This is a genomic window from Bradyrhizobium sp. BLXBL-03 (assembly GCF_051853015.1).
Taxonomy (GTDB): Bacteria; Pseudomonadota; Alphaproteobacteria; order Rhizobiales; family Xanthobacteraceae; genus Bradyrhizobium; species Bradyrhizobium manausense.
On sequence record NZ_CP182470.1, the window covers coordinates 2,920,503 to 2,937,379 of the forward strand.

General features: G+C 63.9%; 14 protein-coding genes. 3 read left to right on the forward strand and 11 right to left on the reverse strand.

Translation table 11 applies throughout. The features are described from left to right. Positions 1–23: 23 nt before the first annotated feature. The 3 genes from ACNJX9_RS13895 to ACNJX9_RS13905 are packed head-to-tail and all read right to left on the reverse strand — an operon-like array spanning position 24 to position 3,574. Positions 24–941: an ABC transporter permease gene (locus ACNJX9_RS13895; RefSeq protein WP_220001027.1), complete on the reverse strand. Its 918-nt coding sequence runs from the start codon at positions 939–941 to the stop codon at positions 24–26. Beyond that, positions 928–2,019 carry an ABC transporter permease gene (locus ACNJX9_RS13900; protein ID WP_439409250.1) on the reverse strand — a complete coding sequence of 364 codons (1,092 nt, stop codon included), beginning with the start codon at positions 2,017–2,019 and terminating at the stop codon, positions 928–930. Before ACNJX9_RS13900 ends, ACNJX9_RS13895 begins: the two co-directional genes overlap by 14 nt. Then, entirely contained in the window at positions 2,003–3,574 is a 1,572-nt protein-coding gene (locus ACNJX9_RS13905; protein ID WP_439409251.1) for an ABC transporter ATP-binding protein, read from the reverse strand. The genes ACNJX9_RS13900 and ACNJX9_RS13905 overlap by 17 nt, the downstream gene beginning before the upstream one ends. 557 nt (positions 3,575–4,131) lie before the next feature. Here ACNJX9_RS13905 and ACNJX9_RS13910 point away from each other — a divergent pair. Continuing rightward, complete coding sequence (locus tag ACNJX9_RS13910) at positions 4,132–5,238, forward strand: hypothetical protein (RefSeq protein WP_439409252.1); 1,107 nt, start codon at positions 4,132–4,134, stop codon at positions 5,236–5,238. A 193-nt stretch (positions 5,239–5,431) separates the two neighbouring features. Here the strand turns inward: ACNJX9_RS13910 and ACNJX9_RS13915 are convergent, their stop codons facing one another. From ACNJX9_RS13915 to ACNJX9_RS13940, 6 genes are read right to left on the reverse strand one after another with little or no spacing between them, the layout of a single operon-like run. After that, positions 5,432–5,917 carry a nucleoside deaminase gene (locus tag ACNJX9_RS13915; RefSeq protein ID WP_271617488.1) on the reverse strand — a complete coding sequence of 162 codons (486 nt, stop codon included), beginning with the start codon at positions 5,915–5,917 and terminating at the stop codon, positions 5,432–5,434. Positions 5,918–5,930: 13 nt separating this feature from the next. After that, complete coding sequence (locus ACNJX9_RS13920; RefSeq protein WP_439409253.1) at positions 5,931–7,463, reverse strand: ABC transporter ATP-binding protein; 1,533 nt, start codon at positions 7,461–7,463, stop codon at positions 5,931–5,933. After that, positions 7,460–8,143, reverse strand: a complete 684-nt coding sequence (gene biuH / locus ACNJX9_RS13925) for a biuret amidohydrolase (protein WP_271617486.1) — start codon at positions 8,141–8,143, stop codon at positions 7,460–7,462. Before biuH ends, ACNJX9_RS13920 begins: the two co-directional genes overlap by 4 nt. 11 nt (positions 8,144–8,154) lie before the next feature. After that, entirely contained in the window at positions 8,155–9,081 is a 927-nt protein-coding gene (locus tag ACNJX9_RS13930; RefSeq protein ID WP_057749742.1) for an ABC transporter permease, read from the reverse strand. Next, entirely contained in the window at positions 9,081–10,193 is a 1,113-nt protein-coding gene (locus ACNJX9_RS13935) for an ABC transporter permease (protein ID WP_439409254.1), read from the reverse strand. Before ACNJX9_RS13935 ends, ACNJX9_RS13930 begins: the two co-directional genes overlap by 1 nt. Then, on the reverse strand, positions 10,190–11,302 hold the full coding sequence (locus ACNJX9_RS13940) for a BMP family ABC transporter substrate-binding protein (protein WP_439409255.1): 1,113 nt from the start codon (positions 11,300–11,302) through the stop codon (positions 10,190–10,192). The genes ACNJX9_RS13935 and ACNJX9_RS13940 overlap by 4 nt, the downstream gene beginning before the upstream one ends. Before the next feature lie 402 nt (positions 11,303–11,704). Between ACNJX9_RS13940 and ACNJX9_RS13945 the strand changes: the two genes are divergently transcribed. Both ACNJX9_RS13945 and ACNJX9_RS13950 read left to right on the forward strand, forming a co-directional pair. Continuing rightward, positions 11,705–12,964 (forward strand): allantoate amidohydrolase, encoded by a 1,260-nt coding sequence (locus ACNJX9_RS13945; RefSeq protein WP_439410054.1) that lies wholly within the window; start codon positions 11,705–11,707, stop codon positions 12,962–12,964. A gap of 82 nt (positions 12,965–13,046) precedes the next feature. Further along, entirely contained in the window at positions 13,047–14,420 is a 1,374-nt protein-coding gene (locus ACNJX9_RS13950; RefSeq protein ID WP_439409256.1) for a hypothetical protein, read from the forward strand. A gap of 9 nt (positions 14,421–14,429) precedes the next feature. Here ACNJX9_RS13950 and ACNJX9_RS13955 read toward each other — a convergent pair whose 3' ends face one another. Together ACNJX9_RS13955 and ACNJX9_RS13960 are read right to left on the reverse strand one after the other, a co-directional pair. Further along, a complete protein-coding gene (locus ACNJX9_RS13955) occupies positions 14,430–15,749 on the reverse strand; it encodes a dicarboxylate/amino acid:cation symporter (RefSeq protein ID WP_439409257.1) in 1,320 nt (439 codons plus the stop codon). An 86-nt stretch (positions 15,750–15,835) separates the two neighbouring features. Continuing rightward, a complete protein-coding gene (locus ACNJX9_RS13960; RefSeq protein WP_439409258.1) occupies positions 15,836–16,849 on the reverse strand; it encodes a formamidase in 1,014 nt (337 codons plus the stop codon). Positions 16,850–16,877: the final 28 nt, after the last annotated feature.

Consider the following 16,877-nt stretch of genomic DNA (forward strand, 5'->3'; position numbering starts at 1 on the left):
CGCACACTGCGGAAACCAAAACGCTAGCGGTCAGGCACGAACACGATGCCGAGCGCGGCCGGCGCGGTCGAGCCGCCGGTTCGCGCGCGGGAGAGCAGGACCAGCACGATGACCGTCGCCAGATACGGCAGTGCAGACATGAATTGCGAAGGAATGCCGACGCCCCAGCCTTGCGCATGCAGTTGCAGGATCGTCACTGCACCGAACAGGTAAGCGCCGACCACGAGCCGACCCGGCCGCCAGGATGCGAACACGACCAGCGCGAGTGCGATCCAGCCGCGGCCCGCAGTCATGCCGGGAATGAAGAACGGCGTATAGGCAAGCGGCAGATAGGCGCCGGCAAGACCTGCGCAGGCGCCGCCGAACATCACGGCGAGGGTGCGGATTCGCAGCACGGGATAGCCAAGCGCGTGTGCCGAGATATGATTGTCGCCGCAGGCGCGCAGGATCAATCCCGCGCGTGTGCGATACAGGAACCACCAGACGCCGACGATGAGCGCGATCGAGAAATAGACGAAGGCGTCCTCGCCGAACAGGACGCGGCCGACCAAAGGAATGTCGGTGAGGCCAGGAATGTATAAATGTGCGGCCGGCGTGAGCCGTTCGCCGACGAAGCCTGCACCGATGAGGCCGGAGAGGCCGATGCCGAGGATGGTCAACGCCAACCCTGTTGCGACCTGGTTGACAGCGAGCCCGAGTGCCATCAGCGCGAAGATCAGTGACATCAGCACTCCCGCGATGATGCCGAACAGCGCGCCGATCAGAATCGATCCGGTCAACCAGGCGCCGCCAAAGCCGCAGGCCGCGCCGACAATCATCATGCCCTCGACGCCGAGATTAAGCACGCCGGACCGCTCGGTGACGAGCTCGCCGGTTGCTGCGATCAGGAGCGGTGTCGAGGCGGCGAGCACCGACAGGATGATGGCTTCAACCAGCTCCACGGGTCACCTGTCGGTTCGGGAAGACCAGCTTGAAGCGGTAGAGAATGAGAGAATCGCAGGCGAGCACGTAGAAGAGCAGGATGCCCTGGAACACCTTGGTGACGTCCAACGGGATCTTCATTGCGATCTGCGCCTGCTCGCCGCCGATAAAGGTGAGCGCGAGAAACAGGCCTGCAATTAATATTCCAATCGGGTTCAGCCGGCCGAGGAACGCGACGATAATCGCGGTGAAACCATAGCCCGGCGAGATGCCGGGTTGGAGGTGTCCGACGGGACCTGCGACTTCGATGATGCCGGCAAGGCCGGCCAGCGCGCCGGACACCGCGAAGGTCAGGATGATCAGCTGGTTGGCGTTGAAGCCGCCGAACCGCGCCGCGCGCGGCGCAGCACCGACCACGCGGATCTCGAATCCCTTGATGGTGCGTCCAAGCAGGATTGCTGCGGCTGCCACGACCAGCAGTGCAATGATCGAGCCGAAATGCAGCCGGCCGCCTTCGATCAGCAGCGGCACCGTCGCGACGGGATCGAACTCCGCCGTGGTCGGGAAATTGAAACCCTTCGGGTCGCGCCAGGGCCCGCGGACGAGATAGTCCATCAGGAGGTCGGCGACATAGACCAGCATCAGGCTGGTCAGGATTTCACTAGCACCGAACTTCACCTTGCAGATTGCCGGGATCAGCGCATAGAGCGCGCCAGCGGCAGCGGCCAGCACGAGCATGGCCGGCAGCACCCAGGCGCCGGCGTCGGTGCCTTGCGTCTTGACCGCAATCCAGCTTCCAGCAACCGCGCCGATCAGGAATTGCCCCTCAGCGCCGATGTTCCAGGCATTGGCGAGGTAGCAGAGCGACAGCCCGATCGCGATCATCACCAGCGGCGTCGCCTTCACGGCGATCTCCTGAAGCGAATAGCCGTCGGTCAGAGGCGCGATGAAATAAGCGTGCAGGGCGAGGACCGGATTCTTGCCAAGAATCGCGAACAGGATGGTCATGGTCACGATCGTCAGGCCGATCGCGATCAGCGGCGAGACCAGCGCGATCGTGTTGGAGCGCTCGGCGCGCTTCTCAAGCACCAACTGCATGCGCGGCCTCCTTCGGCTCCAGGGTGCTGCCGCCCATCAACAGGCCGAGCTTCTCGCGCGTCGCCTCGCTTGCTGCCAGCGGAGCAGACAAGCGGCCGTGGAACATCACGGCGATACGGTCGGCGATTTCGGCGAGCTCGTCGAGATCCTGGCTGGTCACCAGCACCGCGGCGCCTGCGGTCGCCAGGTCAAGCAACGCCTGGCGGATGACGGCGGCAGCTCCAGCGTCGACGCCCCAGGTCGGCTGGCTCACCACCAGCACTGCAGGGTTGCGCAGGATCTCCCGGCCGACAATGAATTTCTGCAGATTACCGCCGGAGAGGGATGCGGCTTCCGGGTCGCGCTTTGCCTTGCGGACGTCAAACGTCTCGGTCGCCTTGTCCACCGTCTTCAGCGTGGCCGCGGTGTCGATGAAGCCGTGATGGACCATTCCGCTGGCGGCATGGCCCGTCAGCAGCGCGTTCTCCGACAGTTTCATGCGCGGCGCAGTGCCGTGGCCGAGCCTCTCTTCGGGCACGAAGGCGGCGCCAAGCTTGCGACGCTTGGTGATCGAAAGGTGGCCGGCAGCGATGCCTTCGATCACGATCGTCCCCGGATCTTTCGACAATCGCTCGCCGGACAGGGCGGCAAACAATTCGTCCTGGCCGTTGCCGGCGACGCCGGCGATGCCGAGGATTTCGCCGCCCTTCAATTCGAACGAGATGTGTTCGAGCCGGACCCCGTGCGCCTCGTCGGGCGCGAGCGAGAGATCGTTGACGACGAGCCGTGGGATCGTCGTCCGCCGCCCGGCGGCGGCCTTCACTTCCTTGATCTCGCCGCCAACCATCATGCGCGCGAGCGAGGCGGCGGTCTCCTGCCTGGGATTGCAGGTCTGGATCTTCTTGCCGCCGCGCAGGATCGTGGCGGTGTCGCAGAGCCGCTTCACCTCCTCGAGCTTGTGGCTGATATAGAGGATGGCGCGGCCCTCGGCCTTGAGCCGTTCCAGCACGACAAAGAGCTGGTCCGCCTCCTGCGGCGTCAGCACGGCGGTCGGCTCATCCAGAATCAGGAATTTTGGATCCTGCATCAGCGCGCGAACGATCTCGATGCGCTGGCGCTCGCCGACGGACAATTGCCAGACCTCCCGTCTGGGATCGAGCGGCAGTCCGTAGGTTCTGGATACCTGCTCGAGCCGCGCCGACATGTCCTTGAACGATTCCTTGCCGTCGAGGCCAAGGGCGACGTTCTCAGCGACGGTGAGGTTGTCGAACAGCGAAAAGTGCTGGAACACCATGCCGATGCCGCGGCTGCGCGCCTCAGAGGGGCCGGACAGCACGATTGGTTCGCCCTGCCAGCGGATTTCGCCGGCAGAGGGCTGGATCAGCCCGTAGATCGCCTTCACCAGCGTCGATTTGCCGGCGCCGTTCTCGCCAAGCAGGGCGTGGATTTCCCTAGGCCAGACGTCGATGTCGATGGAATCGTTGGCGAGGAACTCGCCATAGCGCTTGGTCAGCCCGACCGTCTTGAGCAACGGGGACTCGCCGGAATGCAGGCTGTTAGGCGTCGGATCTAACATGCGTTGATGCGCTTGCATGGGATGCAGTGCCTCAATAGTGGGCTAGTTTGAACCGCCGCGTAAGGTGTGAAAAAGCGTCATCCCTTGCTTAACGCTTCGGCAGCGGGACGGTGTCGCGAGTCGCGCGATTCGCGGGGCCATAGGTGAGAGCCCGGGGCCGTTGCGTCGCGGCCCTGCAGAAGGCCTGTTGCAAATTTGTGACGGTTTAAACCAAATCGGAACCCGCTGGGCAGGCTCGATGTGACGTTGATCAAAATCGCGCCAGCACGCGTATGCAATGCGGGATCGTCGTGACGGCCGTTGCGAGCACCAGCATTTGCATTGCGCGGTCGAGGTGAAACGCAAACGAAATCAATCGGGAATGTTCGGCATTGCGTTGTCGATTCCGCGCGGCAAGGTCACGCGAGAACCCTCAGATTTTCCGCGGTGAATCGTCGTTTGCTGCCGAAACATGCGGCATGCCTTGAAAAAAGTTGAGGCTTCTCACCTCGGGAGTTCGGCGCAAGTGTCCCCCAAGGGACGTTCATTTTACGTGTCCAAACTTGGGGGTATTCAGGATGTCGTTTCGCTTCAAGGCAGTTGCAGCATCGGCGCTGTCACTTGCTACGCTGGCCATCGGTGGCTGGGCTCACGCGGCAGATCTGCCGGTCAAGGCGGCCAAGAAGGCGCCTGACCTTCCGTTTTTCCTGGTGATCGATGACCGCGTGTCGTTCTCCTGGATGCCGAAGGGTACCGACCCCGGCATGTGGAGCACTCGGCCGGATGGCAGCATCAACGGCACCACCGCCAAACAAGTCTACTCGTTCACGCACTTCGACCTCTGGGCCTACGGCACCAACTTCTTCACGATCTCGATGTTCAAGTCGGGTCATAACGATCCGGCATCGCCGTGTGTCGCGCCGGGCGTGAGCATCAACGGCACCGCCAGCAACTGCGCCGGCGCCACCGAGATCTATGGCCTGTTCCGTTCGACCTTCGGCTGGAACGAGTTGTTCAACACCAAGGCCTTCACCATGGGCCCGCTGCACAACATCTCGTTCGAAGTCGGCATGGACGCGAACACCGAAAACAACTTCCTGGCGCCCGCAAAGCGCGACGTTGTCGGTGGTCTGCAGTTCGCCTTCGACCTTCCCTACAAGGGATACGTCGACGTCGCGCCATTGGTGTATTGGGAGTTCTCGAACCATAACGCCTTCACGCAGTGCGGCCTGTTCGGCCCTGGTGTCGCGGGCGTGACCTGCAACTCGGACGGCAACGTCAGCTACCGTGCGACCTGGGCGGTCGAAATCAACTACTATATGGACCTCGGCTTCCTGCCGCCGAACATGCAGTTCTGGTCGATCAGCGGCCGCGCCGGCTGGTATGGCCCGAAGGGCGACTCGAACGGTCTGCCCGCGCTCTCAGGCATCGGCCGGTTCTCGACCGCTTCGAAGTCCGAGCTGAACAGCGAACCGATCCGTCTGACCTTCGACGCGTCGAAGGCGGCCTTCGGTGACAAGTACTCGCACTTCGTCGACCTCTGGGTCGCCTATCGCTACTGGCAGAACAAGTTCGGCCTCGACCACAACGCCATGCCCGGCGTTTGCACGGTCGCCGCGACCGGCCAGAGCACCCACAGCTGCACCGAGTCCACGGTCTACGGCGGTGTCACTGTGAAGTTCTGATCGGCCGAGGTTTCAGGGTTAGGATGGCGTCGCGCAGGAATGTGCGGCGCCATTCTGCCTTTGAGACGCGGAGGCACAACTGCCGTAGGGTGGGCAAAGCGAAGCGTGCCCACGCATTTTTGCGACCGAGAGAGATGGTGGGCACGGCGCGAACGCGCCTTTGCCCACCCTACGAAATCGAATGTTGTTGCGCCTACTTCGTCCAAATGCCGTTGTGCAGTGCTGCGGCCTCGTCTTCCAGGAGCGGGCCAATCACCTCGGTCGGTCGCTGGCCGCTCGCAAAGACGTCGCGGCAAGGCAGGTCGAGCGTCGGGTTCTCCGGGTGGTTGCCAGTGATGCCGCGCAAGCGGCGTTCGCTAAGGCCGTAGACCACGCGGCCGATGCCGGCCCAGTAGATCGCCCCCGAACACATCGCGCAGGGTTCGGCTGAGGAATACAGCGTCGCGGCTGCCAGCACCTCGCGAGGGAGCGTGCGGCAGGCTTGCGTGGCTGCGAGGCGCTCGGCATGCGCAGTGCCGTCATGGTCAGGCATGTAGCCGTTCTCGGTCTCGATCAGCACCTTGCCATCGGCGCCGACGACGATGCAGCCGAAGGGATGGTTGCCATGGGTGAGGGACCGGCTCGCCACCGCGAAGGACAGGCGCAGGAACTGCTCGTCGCGTTCGCTTGTGCCGTCCATCGCGCCTCCGCAGTCAGTGCCCCGCCATGTGCCGGCCGACCTCGGTGAGATCGGCCTCGCTCGTCCGTGCTTCATACACGAATTCGCCGTGGAACATTACCACCAGCCGGTCCGAGAGTTCGAGCAATTCGTCGAGGTCTTCGCTCACCAGCAATACCGCCGCGCCACGGTTACGTGCGGCCATGATCTCGGCGTGGATCTGCGCCACGGCCGCGAAGTCGAGGCCGAAGCAGGGATTGGCCGCAATCAGCACCTCGACATCGCTCGCAAGCTCGCGGGCGAGCACGGCGCGCTGCACATTGCCGCCTGAGAGCGCCGAGATCGGCGTCTCCGGCGTGCGCGTCTTGATCTTGTACTTGCGGATCTTCTTCTTGGCATCGTCGCGGAAAGCGCCGCGGTTGAGCCACCAGCCGCCGCTGGCAAAAGGTGCACGGTCGAACTCGCGGAAGGCGATGTTGTCGGCAACGCTCATGCCGCCGACACAGGCGTTCTTGAGCGGCTCCTCGGGCAGGAGCGACATTTTGTGGCGCCGCATCTCCTCGCGGCTGGCGTGATAGGGATCGCCGGCGACGCGGATTTCGCCGCCCTCCGCCTCGCGCTGGCCGGCCAGAACTTCGACGAGCTGGCGCTGGCCGTTGCCGGAGACGCCGGCGATGCCGACGATCTCGCCGGCGCGCACAGTGAGGGAGACGTCCTGCACGGCCATGGCGCCGGCATCGTCGAACGCGCGAAGCTTTTCCAGCTCCAGGCGCGCCTTGCCGGCTTCGCCGGTGCGTGGCGGCTGAACGGTCAGCTCCTCGGCGCCGATCATGGTGCGGGCCATTGCATCCGGCGTCAGTTCGGATACTTTGCCGGCGCCGGCGAGTTTACCGCGGCGCAGGATCGTGACCTCGTCGGCGAAGGCCATGACCTCTCGGAACTTGTGCGTGATCATCAGGATCGTCAGCTCGCCCTTGACGACCATGTCGCGGAGCATGCCGAGCACCTCGTCGGCTTCCGCCGGCGTCAGCACCGAGGTCGGCTCGTCCAGGATCAGGAAACGGCGCTTCAGATACAGCTGCTTGAGGATCTCGCATTTCTGCCGTTCGCCGGCCGAGATGTCGGAGACCTTTGCGGCGAGAGGCACCTTGAAGGGCATGCGCGCCAGGAACGCCTCGAGCTCCTTCATCTCCTTCGGCCAGTTCACCACGGCCGGCACGTCATCGCGGGCCAGCACGAGGTTTTCGGCAACCGTCATCGCCGGCACCAGCGTGAAGTGCTGGTAGACCATGCCGAGGCCGAGCGCGTGAGCATCCTTCGGATTGGCAATCGCCTGCTCGCGGCCGCCGACGAGGATGTCGCCCTCCGTCGCGTGATAGTAGCCCATAATGCATTTGACGAGCGTGGACTTGCCGGCGCCGTTCTCGCCCAGCAGCGCGTGGAATGAGCCCGGCCGTACCTTCAGCTCGACATTGTCCAGGGCCAGGAAGTCGCCGAAGCGCATGGTCATGGCGAGGGCATCGACGCCGAAGGCGCCTGACGGCGGAGGCGGCTCGCCAATGATCACGAAATCGCTCCGATGAAGGCGTCCGAGGTCGAGACCGCACCGAATACGCCGCCCTGCATCTTGATCATCTTCAGCGCGTGGTCGTGGTTGCTCTTGTCGGTCGCGCCGCAGCAATCGTGCAGCAGCACGCATTCGAAGCCGCGGTCGTTGGCCTCGCGCATGGTGGTGTGGACGCAGACGTCGGTGGTGATTCCGGTCAGCACGATATTTTCAATGCCGCGCACGCGCAGGATCAGCTCCAGATCGGTGGCGCAGAACGAGCCTTTGCCTGGCTTGTCGATGATGGGCTCGCCAGGCAGTGGCGCCAGCTCCTCAATGATGTCCCAGCCGGGCTCGCCGCGCACCAGGATGCGGCCGCACGGGCCGGGATCGCCGATGCCGGCGCCGATCTGGCGCGAACGCCAGCGCTTGTTGGCGGGAAGGTCGGAGAGGTCGGGGCGGTGGCCTTCGCGGGTATGGATGATGTGGAAGCCCTGCTTGCGCATGACGCTGAGCAGCTTCTTGATCGGCTCGATCGGCGCCCGCGTCAGCGACAGATCGTAGCCCATCTTGTCGACATAGCCTCCGACGCCGCAGAAATCGGTCTGCATGTCGATGATGATGAGCGCAGTGTTTTGTGGGCGGAGATCCCCGTTGTAGGGCCAGGCGTAGGGCTCGGACTTGATGGTGCGCTCGGGCATGATTTCGCTCTCTAGCGGGTGATCGACAATTCAGCCGGGGCTCCGGTCAGCGTGCGTTTCGGCGAGCAGGTGATGATCATGATCGCCAGCGTCAGAATGTAGGGCGCTGCGTTGAAGAGGTGATAGCCAGAGGTGACGCCGACCGATTGCAGCGCCGGCCCGAGCGCCGCCGCGCCGCCGAAGGCGAGCGAGGCCCAGAGGCAGAGCAGGGGATCCCAGCGCGCGAATATCACCAGTGCGACCGCGGTGATGCCCTGGCCTGAGGAGAGGCCCTCGTTCCAGCTCCCGGGATAGAACAATGACAGAAAGGAGCCGCCGATGCCGGCGAGGAAGCCCCCGACCATGGTGGCGCGCAGACGGATCAGCAGCACGGAATGGCCCATCGCGCGCGCGGCGTCCGAGCTTTCGCCGGCGGTGCGGATGAGCAGGCCCCAGCGCGTGATGCGGAAGGCCCAATAGAGGATCGGCGCCAGCACCACGCCGATCAGGAACAGCACGTTGATGCGCAGCGCGGCGCGGACTTGGGGGATGTCGCTCCACCAGCCGAAATCGATCGCAGGCAGGCGCGGCGCGGTGGGCTCGATCAGCGGCTTGCCGAGATAGAAGGCAAGACCGGTGCCGAACAGCATCAAGGCGATGCCGACCGCGACGTCGTTGACGCGCGGCAATGAGCAGATGCCGGCATGCAGCGCGCCAAGCAAGGCGCCGGTGATGCCAGCGGCGAGCACGCCGAGCCAGGGCGATCCCGTCAGGTAAGAGATGCCGTAGGCGCTCATCGCGCCCATCACCAGCGTGCCTTCGAGGCCGAGATTGATGCGGCCCGAACGCTCGGTGATGCATTCCCCCAAGCTCACGAACAGGAAGGGCGTCGAGACGCGAATTGCGCCGCCGAGCACGGCGAGTGGGACGGTCCAGAGTCCGATCGATCCATCAGCCATCAGGACTTGCCCTTCAGGAATGAAATGCGGCCGTAAAGCGCATCACTGGCCAGCACGAAGACGAAGATGATGCCCTGAAGCACCAGCACGGACGCGTCGGGCAATCCGAGACGGCGCTGCAACAGGCCGCCGCTGGCGCTGATGCCGCCGAGCAGGATCGCGACGGGAATAATGGCGAGCGGGTTCTGCCGCGCCAGGAAGGCGACCAGGATGCCGGTGAAGCCGTAACCGGCGGCGAGATTGGCGTTGGTGCGGCCCTGCACGGCGGCCACCTCGACCATGCCGGCAAGACCCGCGGCGCCGCCGGCGAGGAAGCAGATAGTCAGGATCAGCTTGCTGACGCCAAGGCCGACGATTTTCGCGGCGCGGATGTTGCCGCCGGCAACGCGCGCGGCAAAGCCGAACACGGTGTGATAGATCAGGATATAGGCCGCTACCGCGGCGATCAGTCCGAAGATGAGACCCCAATGCACGTCGGTGCCCGGGATGGAGCCGATCATGTTGGCAGCGCCGATCTCGCGGGTCGACGGCTTGTTGAGGCTTGCGGGATCCCGCATCATGCCTTCGACCAGATGATTGAGGATCGCGAGCGCGATGTAGACGAGCAGCAAGCTCGAGATCGTCTCGTTGACGCCGCGATATTGCCTCAAGGCGCCGGCGAGCATGATCCACAAGCCGCCGCCGATCACGCCGGCGATCACCATTGCGATCTGCACGACGAGCGGCGGCATGCCCTGAAGCAGCAGTGCTGCGCTGGTCGCCGACAGCGCGCCGATTAACAGCGCGCCCTCGCCGCCGATGATGACCATCCCAAGCTGCGCCGGCAGCGCGGTGCAAAGCGCGGTGAGAATGAGGGGCGCAGCGCGCGTCAGCGTATTCTGCCAGGAGAACCAGGTGCCGAAGGCGCCCTGATACATATAGAAATAAAGATCCAGCGGATTCTTGCCGGACATCATGACGAAGATGCCGAAGACCACGAGCGCGCCGGCCAGCGCCGCGCCGGGGATCAGGACATACTCGATCGTGCCGCCGTGGCGTTGCAGAAAGCCGGCGTCGGCGGTCGGGGTAATTGTCCCGACCGCCTCGGCAGAATCCGCTGTTTCTGATGTCACGAAGTCGCTCCGATCACGCCTTCGACGAGATAGTCCATCTTCTCAAGCTCAGGGTCCTTCTGGCCGCGATCGGTGCCGGCCGGAATGACGGTCTTGCCCTTGTTGTCGACGAGCCCGCCCTTGAAGATGGCAAAGCCTTCCGCGGACAGGAATTTGGCCTTGGCCTCGTCTGCCGCCTTGCGCGCCTCGGCCGAGACGGCTTCACCATAGGGCGAGGTCTTGACGATCTCTTCCTTCAGGCCGCCGCGGTAGAAGTTCGGGATGCCCTCGCCGGCGGCGATCATCTTGACGAACTTCGGATAGAGCGCTTCCCAGTTCCACTCCGCGCCGGTGAGATAGGCCTTGGGCGCCAGCGCCGACTGGTTGGTGTGATAGCCGCAGACGAAAGCGCCGCGTCGCGCGGCGTTCTCGACCATGGTTTTGGGGCCGTCGACGTGACAGGTCAGCACGTCCACACCCTGGTCGATCAGGCTGTTGGTGGCTTCTGCCTCCTTGACTGGCATCGACCAGTCCCCGGTGAAGATCACTTGCGTGGTGGCCTTCGGATTGACGGACTTCGCACCGAGCGTAAAGGCATTGATGTTGCGCAGCACCTGCGGGATCGGCTTGGCCGCGACGAAGCCGAGCTTGCCGCTCTTCGACGTCAGGCCGGCGACGATGCCCGAGATGTACTGGGCTTCGTCGATATAGCCGAAATAGCTGCCGGCGTTCTTCGGGTCCTTGTCGGTCCAGAGGCCGCCGCAGTGCTCGAAGCGCAGCTTCGGGTACTTGGTGGCCATCTTGATCATGTGCGGATTGTAGTAACCGAACGAGGTCGGGAAGAGCAGGGTGGCGCCATCGAGGTTGATCATGGACTCCATCGTCTTCTCGACCGCGTCGGTCTCGGGCACTTTCTCTTCCTCGACGACCTTGAGGCCCGGAATCTTCTTCAGCGCCGCTGCGCCCTGCGCGTGGGCCTGGTTGTAGCCGTAGTCGTCGCGCGAGCCGACATAGATGAAGCCGATCGTGGTCTCGGCCGCAAAGGCCGGGCGGGCGCCGGCCGCTGCGCCGAGGGTGAGGGCGGCACCGCCCTGCAACAAATGACGTCGTGAAATCCTGCCAAAATCCATTGCTTGCTCCCCTTGGCGGATTGACCGCCTCAATCTCGCGGCTGCGCCGGTCTGGCGGAGCCCGGGATGGGGTGTCGCAAGCTTCGTGCCAGAGGTTAAGGGGTATGCATGTCGACGTAACTACTTGCAGAATATGATATATATCAAATGTGCAAATTTTGATCAGGATGGTGTGGGATTAAATTATGGGCAGTATTTTCTGATTGTATGCAATGGAGTTAAGCAATCTTAGACCGTCCGTCGCGCGGATGGAGGACTGCAGGCGGCCGGCTGATCGTCCACATTCATGCTAACCACACGGCTGACTCGCGACGGCGCTGGTCTGAATTCGCTGGCACCGAACTTGTATCGATTGACCTGCGACCGCCCCTCGCGGTCTCCAGGATGGAAAGCTTGACCGAGATGGGTGCTGGTAACGCCGTTCAGAATGCGTCGCTCGGCGAAGAGATCGTGCGTCGGGTCAACGAGCTCGCGGCGATCTCGGAAGACGGCGACAAGCTCACCCGCATCTTTCTCACGAAGGAGCTGCGCGCGGCCTCGGACGTCATTCTCGGCTGGATGCGCGAGGCCGGCATGAGCGCGCATCTCGACGCGATCGGCAATGTTTGCGGCCGCTATGACGGCGAACAGCCGGGGGCGCCCTGCCTGATGCTCGGCTCGCATTACGACACGGTGCGCGATGCCGGCAAATGGGACGGGCCGCTCGGTGTGATCACGGCAATTGTCTGTGTCGCCGACCTCAACCGCCGGGGCAAGCGTCTGCCGTTCGCGATCGAGGTGGTCGGCTTTGCCGACGAGGAAGGCGTGCGCTTCGCCTCCACCCTGCTCGGCAGTCGTGCAATGGCCGGCACGTTCGACGAGAGCGTTTTGAACACGCGCGACCGGGACGGCGTGTCGATGCGCGATGCGCTCATCACATTTGGCCTCGACCCTGACCATATCGGCGCGGCGGCGCGCGCCCGGCGCGAGCTGCTGGCCTACCTGGAATTGCACATCGAGCAGGGGCCGGTGCTGGAAGCCCGGAATCTCCCTGTCGGCGTCGTCAGCGCGATTGCGGGCGCGACACGGCTGGCGGCACGGTTGACTGGCATGGCCGGTCACGCCGGCACCGTGCCCATGGCGCTGCGCCGTGACGCACTTACGGGCGCGGCCGAATGCATCGGCGCCATCGAGCAGTTCTGCCGCACCGACGAGGACGGGCTGGTCGGCACTGTCGGCTACATCCAGGCGAGGCCCGGCGCGACCAATGTCATTCCGGGTGAGGTATCCTTCACCATCGACATGCGCGCGCCGACCGACATGCATCGCAAGCGCGCGGTCGTCGACGTGGTCCGCCAGATCGAGGCGATCGCCAAGCGCCGGCAACTGGCGCTTCAGCTCGATGTCACCCATGAGAACCGCACTGTCCCTTGCGCGCCCTGGCTGAAGGATCAGATCGCGCAGGCGATCGCAGCCGAAGGTCTTTCCACCTTCGAGCTGCCGAGCGGAGCGGGGCATGACGGCATGGCAATGATCGACATCGCCGATGTCGGCATGATCTTCGTTCGCTGCCGCGGCGGCATCAGCCATCATCCCGACGAGCATGTCGAGCTGGCTGACGCCGATGCGGGCGCGCGGGTCTTGCTGCGGGTGATCGAGCATTTCAAGCCGCGCTCGGCGTAGGCCCGGAAGTCACCGGGTAGAGACACGAATCAGAGAAGTGTAAAATGGCGCAACTTCACCAGGCGTCAGCCGACTTAGACAAATGAACAGCGACATTTCCTTTTCAAGCCGGCAAGAGAACCGGTTTTACCAGGGCGCGGCTGCGACCTTGGTCGCCAACGCGCTTCAGGCGGTGAATTTTCTCGGCGACCGCTTCATGAGAAAGTCGCAGCATTCACTGTCGGCGATCGAGGACCTCTATCGGCACTCGATGGACAGCGCTTTTTCGGTGACCGAGGCTTTCCTCGTCACAGGTGCTCCGCACGCCTCCGCCTATTATCCGCGCGACTTTGCCTGGTTCTATCCTGACGTCCTCGACCCCGAGACCATCATGGACGCGCAGGATGCGGTGCGTCGGGCCCGCCTGCTCGAGAAGAGCGTGCGCTTGTTGCTGCAGGCAGTTCGCGCCGACGTCGTCACGACGACAATCGTTCCGGCGGGGCGCGGCCGATATCTCGGCGTGAACTACTTCTCGCGTCCCTCGGATACGTTGCTCGGCATTATGGCTGGTCTGCAGCAGATGCTCTCGGCCGAGAGGCGGGCGTCGTCCTATCTGGCGATGTCGCAATGCGCGCATGCCGGTCGCCTGCTGCTGGTCGAATATGGCGGCGATCTTAAGCGTGGGATCCTGAAACTCGCGCGCGAGCTCGAGCCGTTCGATGCTGACGGCGCCAGATATCTGCTCTGCGACGCCAGCGGCCCTCGTTCGGCGGCAACCGACACCCGCGCCGAGCGCCGGCGCTTTGTTACCAATGCCTGCGTCTACACGACGTTCGTGTGGGGCGTGCAACTCGGCATCGTCGATGAAAATGAGCTGAAGCGGCTGCTCGGGCGCGACCTTGCAGAGTACAAGAAAGGGCTGCTCCGCCTGTTCGGCAAGGACGGCTACATCAGGCATTCGCTGGATGGCCCGGCGGGCGCGCCGGCCTCCATGGTCGCGCTGGATTTCGTCAGCGTGCATCGCGGCTTCTGGGATATGACCGATCCGAGCGAGCGTGCGCTGTTCGCGGCAACGACGAATCTGATCCTCGCCGAGCCTCGCTTCCGCATCCCCAGCACGTTTCACTTCCTGGTGTCGGCGGATAATCCGCGGAACAAGATGATCCACAAGATTGCGGCACCGGCCTATCAGGGTCGCTCGTCGTGGCCGACGTTCAACGTCGAGTTCGCCGATCGCATGCTGGACTTTGACGAGTTCTCGGGGAGCAATACCTATCGCGCCTGCGCGCAGGGGATCTTGAAAGACATCCGCACCGCGACCGAGGTGCACGGCGGGTATCAGGAGCTGATCTCGGAGCAGGGGCTGAAGTATCGCACCTGGGCCTATAAGGGCGCGGTGGCGCACTCCTGGTTCCCGCGCTTCCTGTCGGTGTGGAGGAGGGCGTACGGAACGCCGCTCCTCCAGTGGAACGACTGAACCGCCGCACTATCCCGCTGTCACGTCCACCAACTCGCCACCCTCGAGAACCATGGCCGCCTTGGCGCGGTCGAGGTCGCCTTCCCAGGCGGCGACGACCACGGTCGCGACGCAATTGCCGATGAGGTTGCCGACTGCGCGGGCCATGCCGATGAACCAGTCGACCGACAGCACCAGCACGAGACCGATCGCCGGAATGCTCGGCACCGCGTTCAGCGTCGCGGCAAGGATCACGATCGCCGAGCCCGGGACGCCGTGCGCGCCCTTCGACGTGATCAGGGAGACGCCCAGCACCAGCAGGAGATCGCCGAAGGACAGCGGTGTGTTGGTGGCCTGCGCGATAAAGACGACGGCGAGCGTGAGATAGATCGAGAAGGCGTCGAGGTTGAAGGAATAGCCGGTCGGGATGACGAGGCCGACCACGGAATCCTTCACGCCCATGCGCTCCAGCTTCTTCATGATCTGCGGCAGCACCGCATCGGAAGAGGCGGTCGCGAGCACGATGGTCAATTCCTCGCGCAGGTAGGACAGGAACTTGAGGATATTGATGCCGGCGAGCGCCATCACGCTGCCGAGCACGCCGAGCACGAAGATGCCGACCGAGATGTAGAACAGCATCACCAGCGAAACCAGCTGCTTCAGCGAGCCGACGCCATATTTGCCGACGGTGTAGGCGACCGCGCCGAGCACACCGAGCGGGGCAACGCGAACGATCAGTCCCATGACGCGGAACAGCACCGTGGAGGCAGCGTCGATCACCGAAGTGACGAGCGCACCCTTCTCTCCGCCGACGAGCGCCAGGCCGACACCGAACAGCACGGCGAAGAACAGCACCTGGAGCACGTCGTTGCGCGACAGCGCGTCGAACGAGGTGGTCGGGATCACGTTCATCAGGAATGCACCGATGCCGCCGCCCGCCAGCTTGTGGGCGTTGTCGGCGTAGGTGTTGAGCGCCTTGGCATCGAGCGTCGAGGGATCGATGTTCATGCCGTGGCCGGGACCGAAGATGTAGGCGAGCAACAGGCCGACCACGAGCGCGACCGTCGTCATGACCTCGAAATACAGCAGCGCCTTGACGCCGACCCGGCCGACCTTCTTGAGGTCACCGGCGCCGGCAATGCCATGCACAACCACGCAGAATACGATCGGCGCCACGATCATCGAGATCAGCTTCAGGAAGGCGTCGCTGAGGATCTTCAGACCGATGGCAAAGTCCGGAGCGGCCACGCCGAGGATGATGCCCAGGACCAGTGCGGCCAGGACCTGGACGAATAGGGACGTATAGAGCGGCTTGGGCTCGGCGGTGGGTGCCGCGGTAATGGTCGACATGATGGATTTCCCCGGTTTGACGCAACTTGAGCGTCAAAAGGAGCAACAACCGTGCCAGATCGTCGCGGTTTCGGCCGGAAAACCGTTCATTCCGCGGCTTTGGCCGTCCTGCCGAACATCCGCGTCGGCGCCGGGAAGCCACAGGAGGCGCCGTCGGTGACCTTGACCTGATCTTCCCACGGCAGGCGATAGCTGCCTGCAACCATGTCTTGCATAAAGGTGTAGGGGCAGTCCATCGCGCCGCCCTTCACCGCGACATAGCCGCGGTGCCAGAGCTGGTAGATGTTGTTCTCGACGCCCCAATTGATGCGGGCCTCGCGCACGAGGTCGGGTCGCACCTCGGCGGTGATGATCTCGTCGGCGCGGCCGGTGGTGCCGTGCGCCAGCACGCTGCCGTCGAAATTGACGATCATGCCTTCGCCCATGGAATCGAACGAGCCGTCCGAGCCGCACATGCAGACGTTTGCCGTGACCATCAGGTTCTGGAACGAATTGGCCTGATTGGTGAAGCGCCAGGCGTCGCGGATCGGCGCGGTATAGCCGGCGGTGCGGATCATGATCTCGGCACCCTTGTAGGCGCATTCCCGCGCCATCTCCGGGAACATGCCGTCATGGCAGATGATCAGCGCGATCTTGGCGCCTTTCGGCCCCTCGGTCACGGGAATGCCAATGTCGCCCGGCTCCCACGGTTCGACCGGAATCCAGGGATGAAGCTTGCGATAATAGAGCTTGATCTCGCCGTGGTCGTCGATGATCAGGCCGGAATTGTAGGGATTGCCGTGCGGGTTGAACTCCATGATGGAGAAGCAGCCCCAGATCCTGTTGTCGATGCAGGCCTGCTTGAACGCCGCGACCTCCGGCCCGTCCAGCCGGCACATGATCTCGGGATTGGTGTCCATCGAAAGGCCGTGCAGCGAGTATTCGGGGAACACCACCAGATCCATGGTGGAGAGGTTGCGGCGGGCCTTGCCGACCATCCAGACGATGCGCTCGGTCTGCCGGGCAAGATCGACGCGGGTCACGACGTTCGGCAGCTGCAATTGCACGAGCCCAATGACCACGCCATTGGGAGATTTGTTCAGTCCGCCAAGCCCGTTCATGACCAGCTCCCTTGCGTGTCTGGCGCGG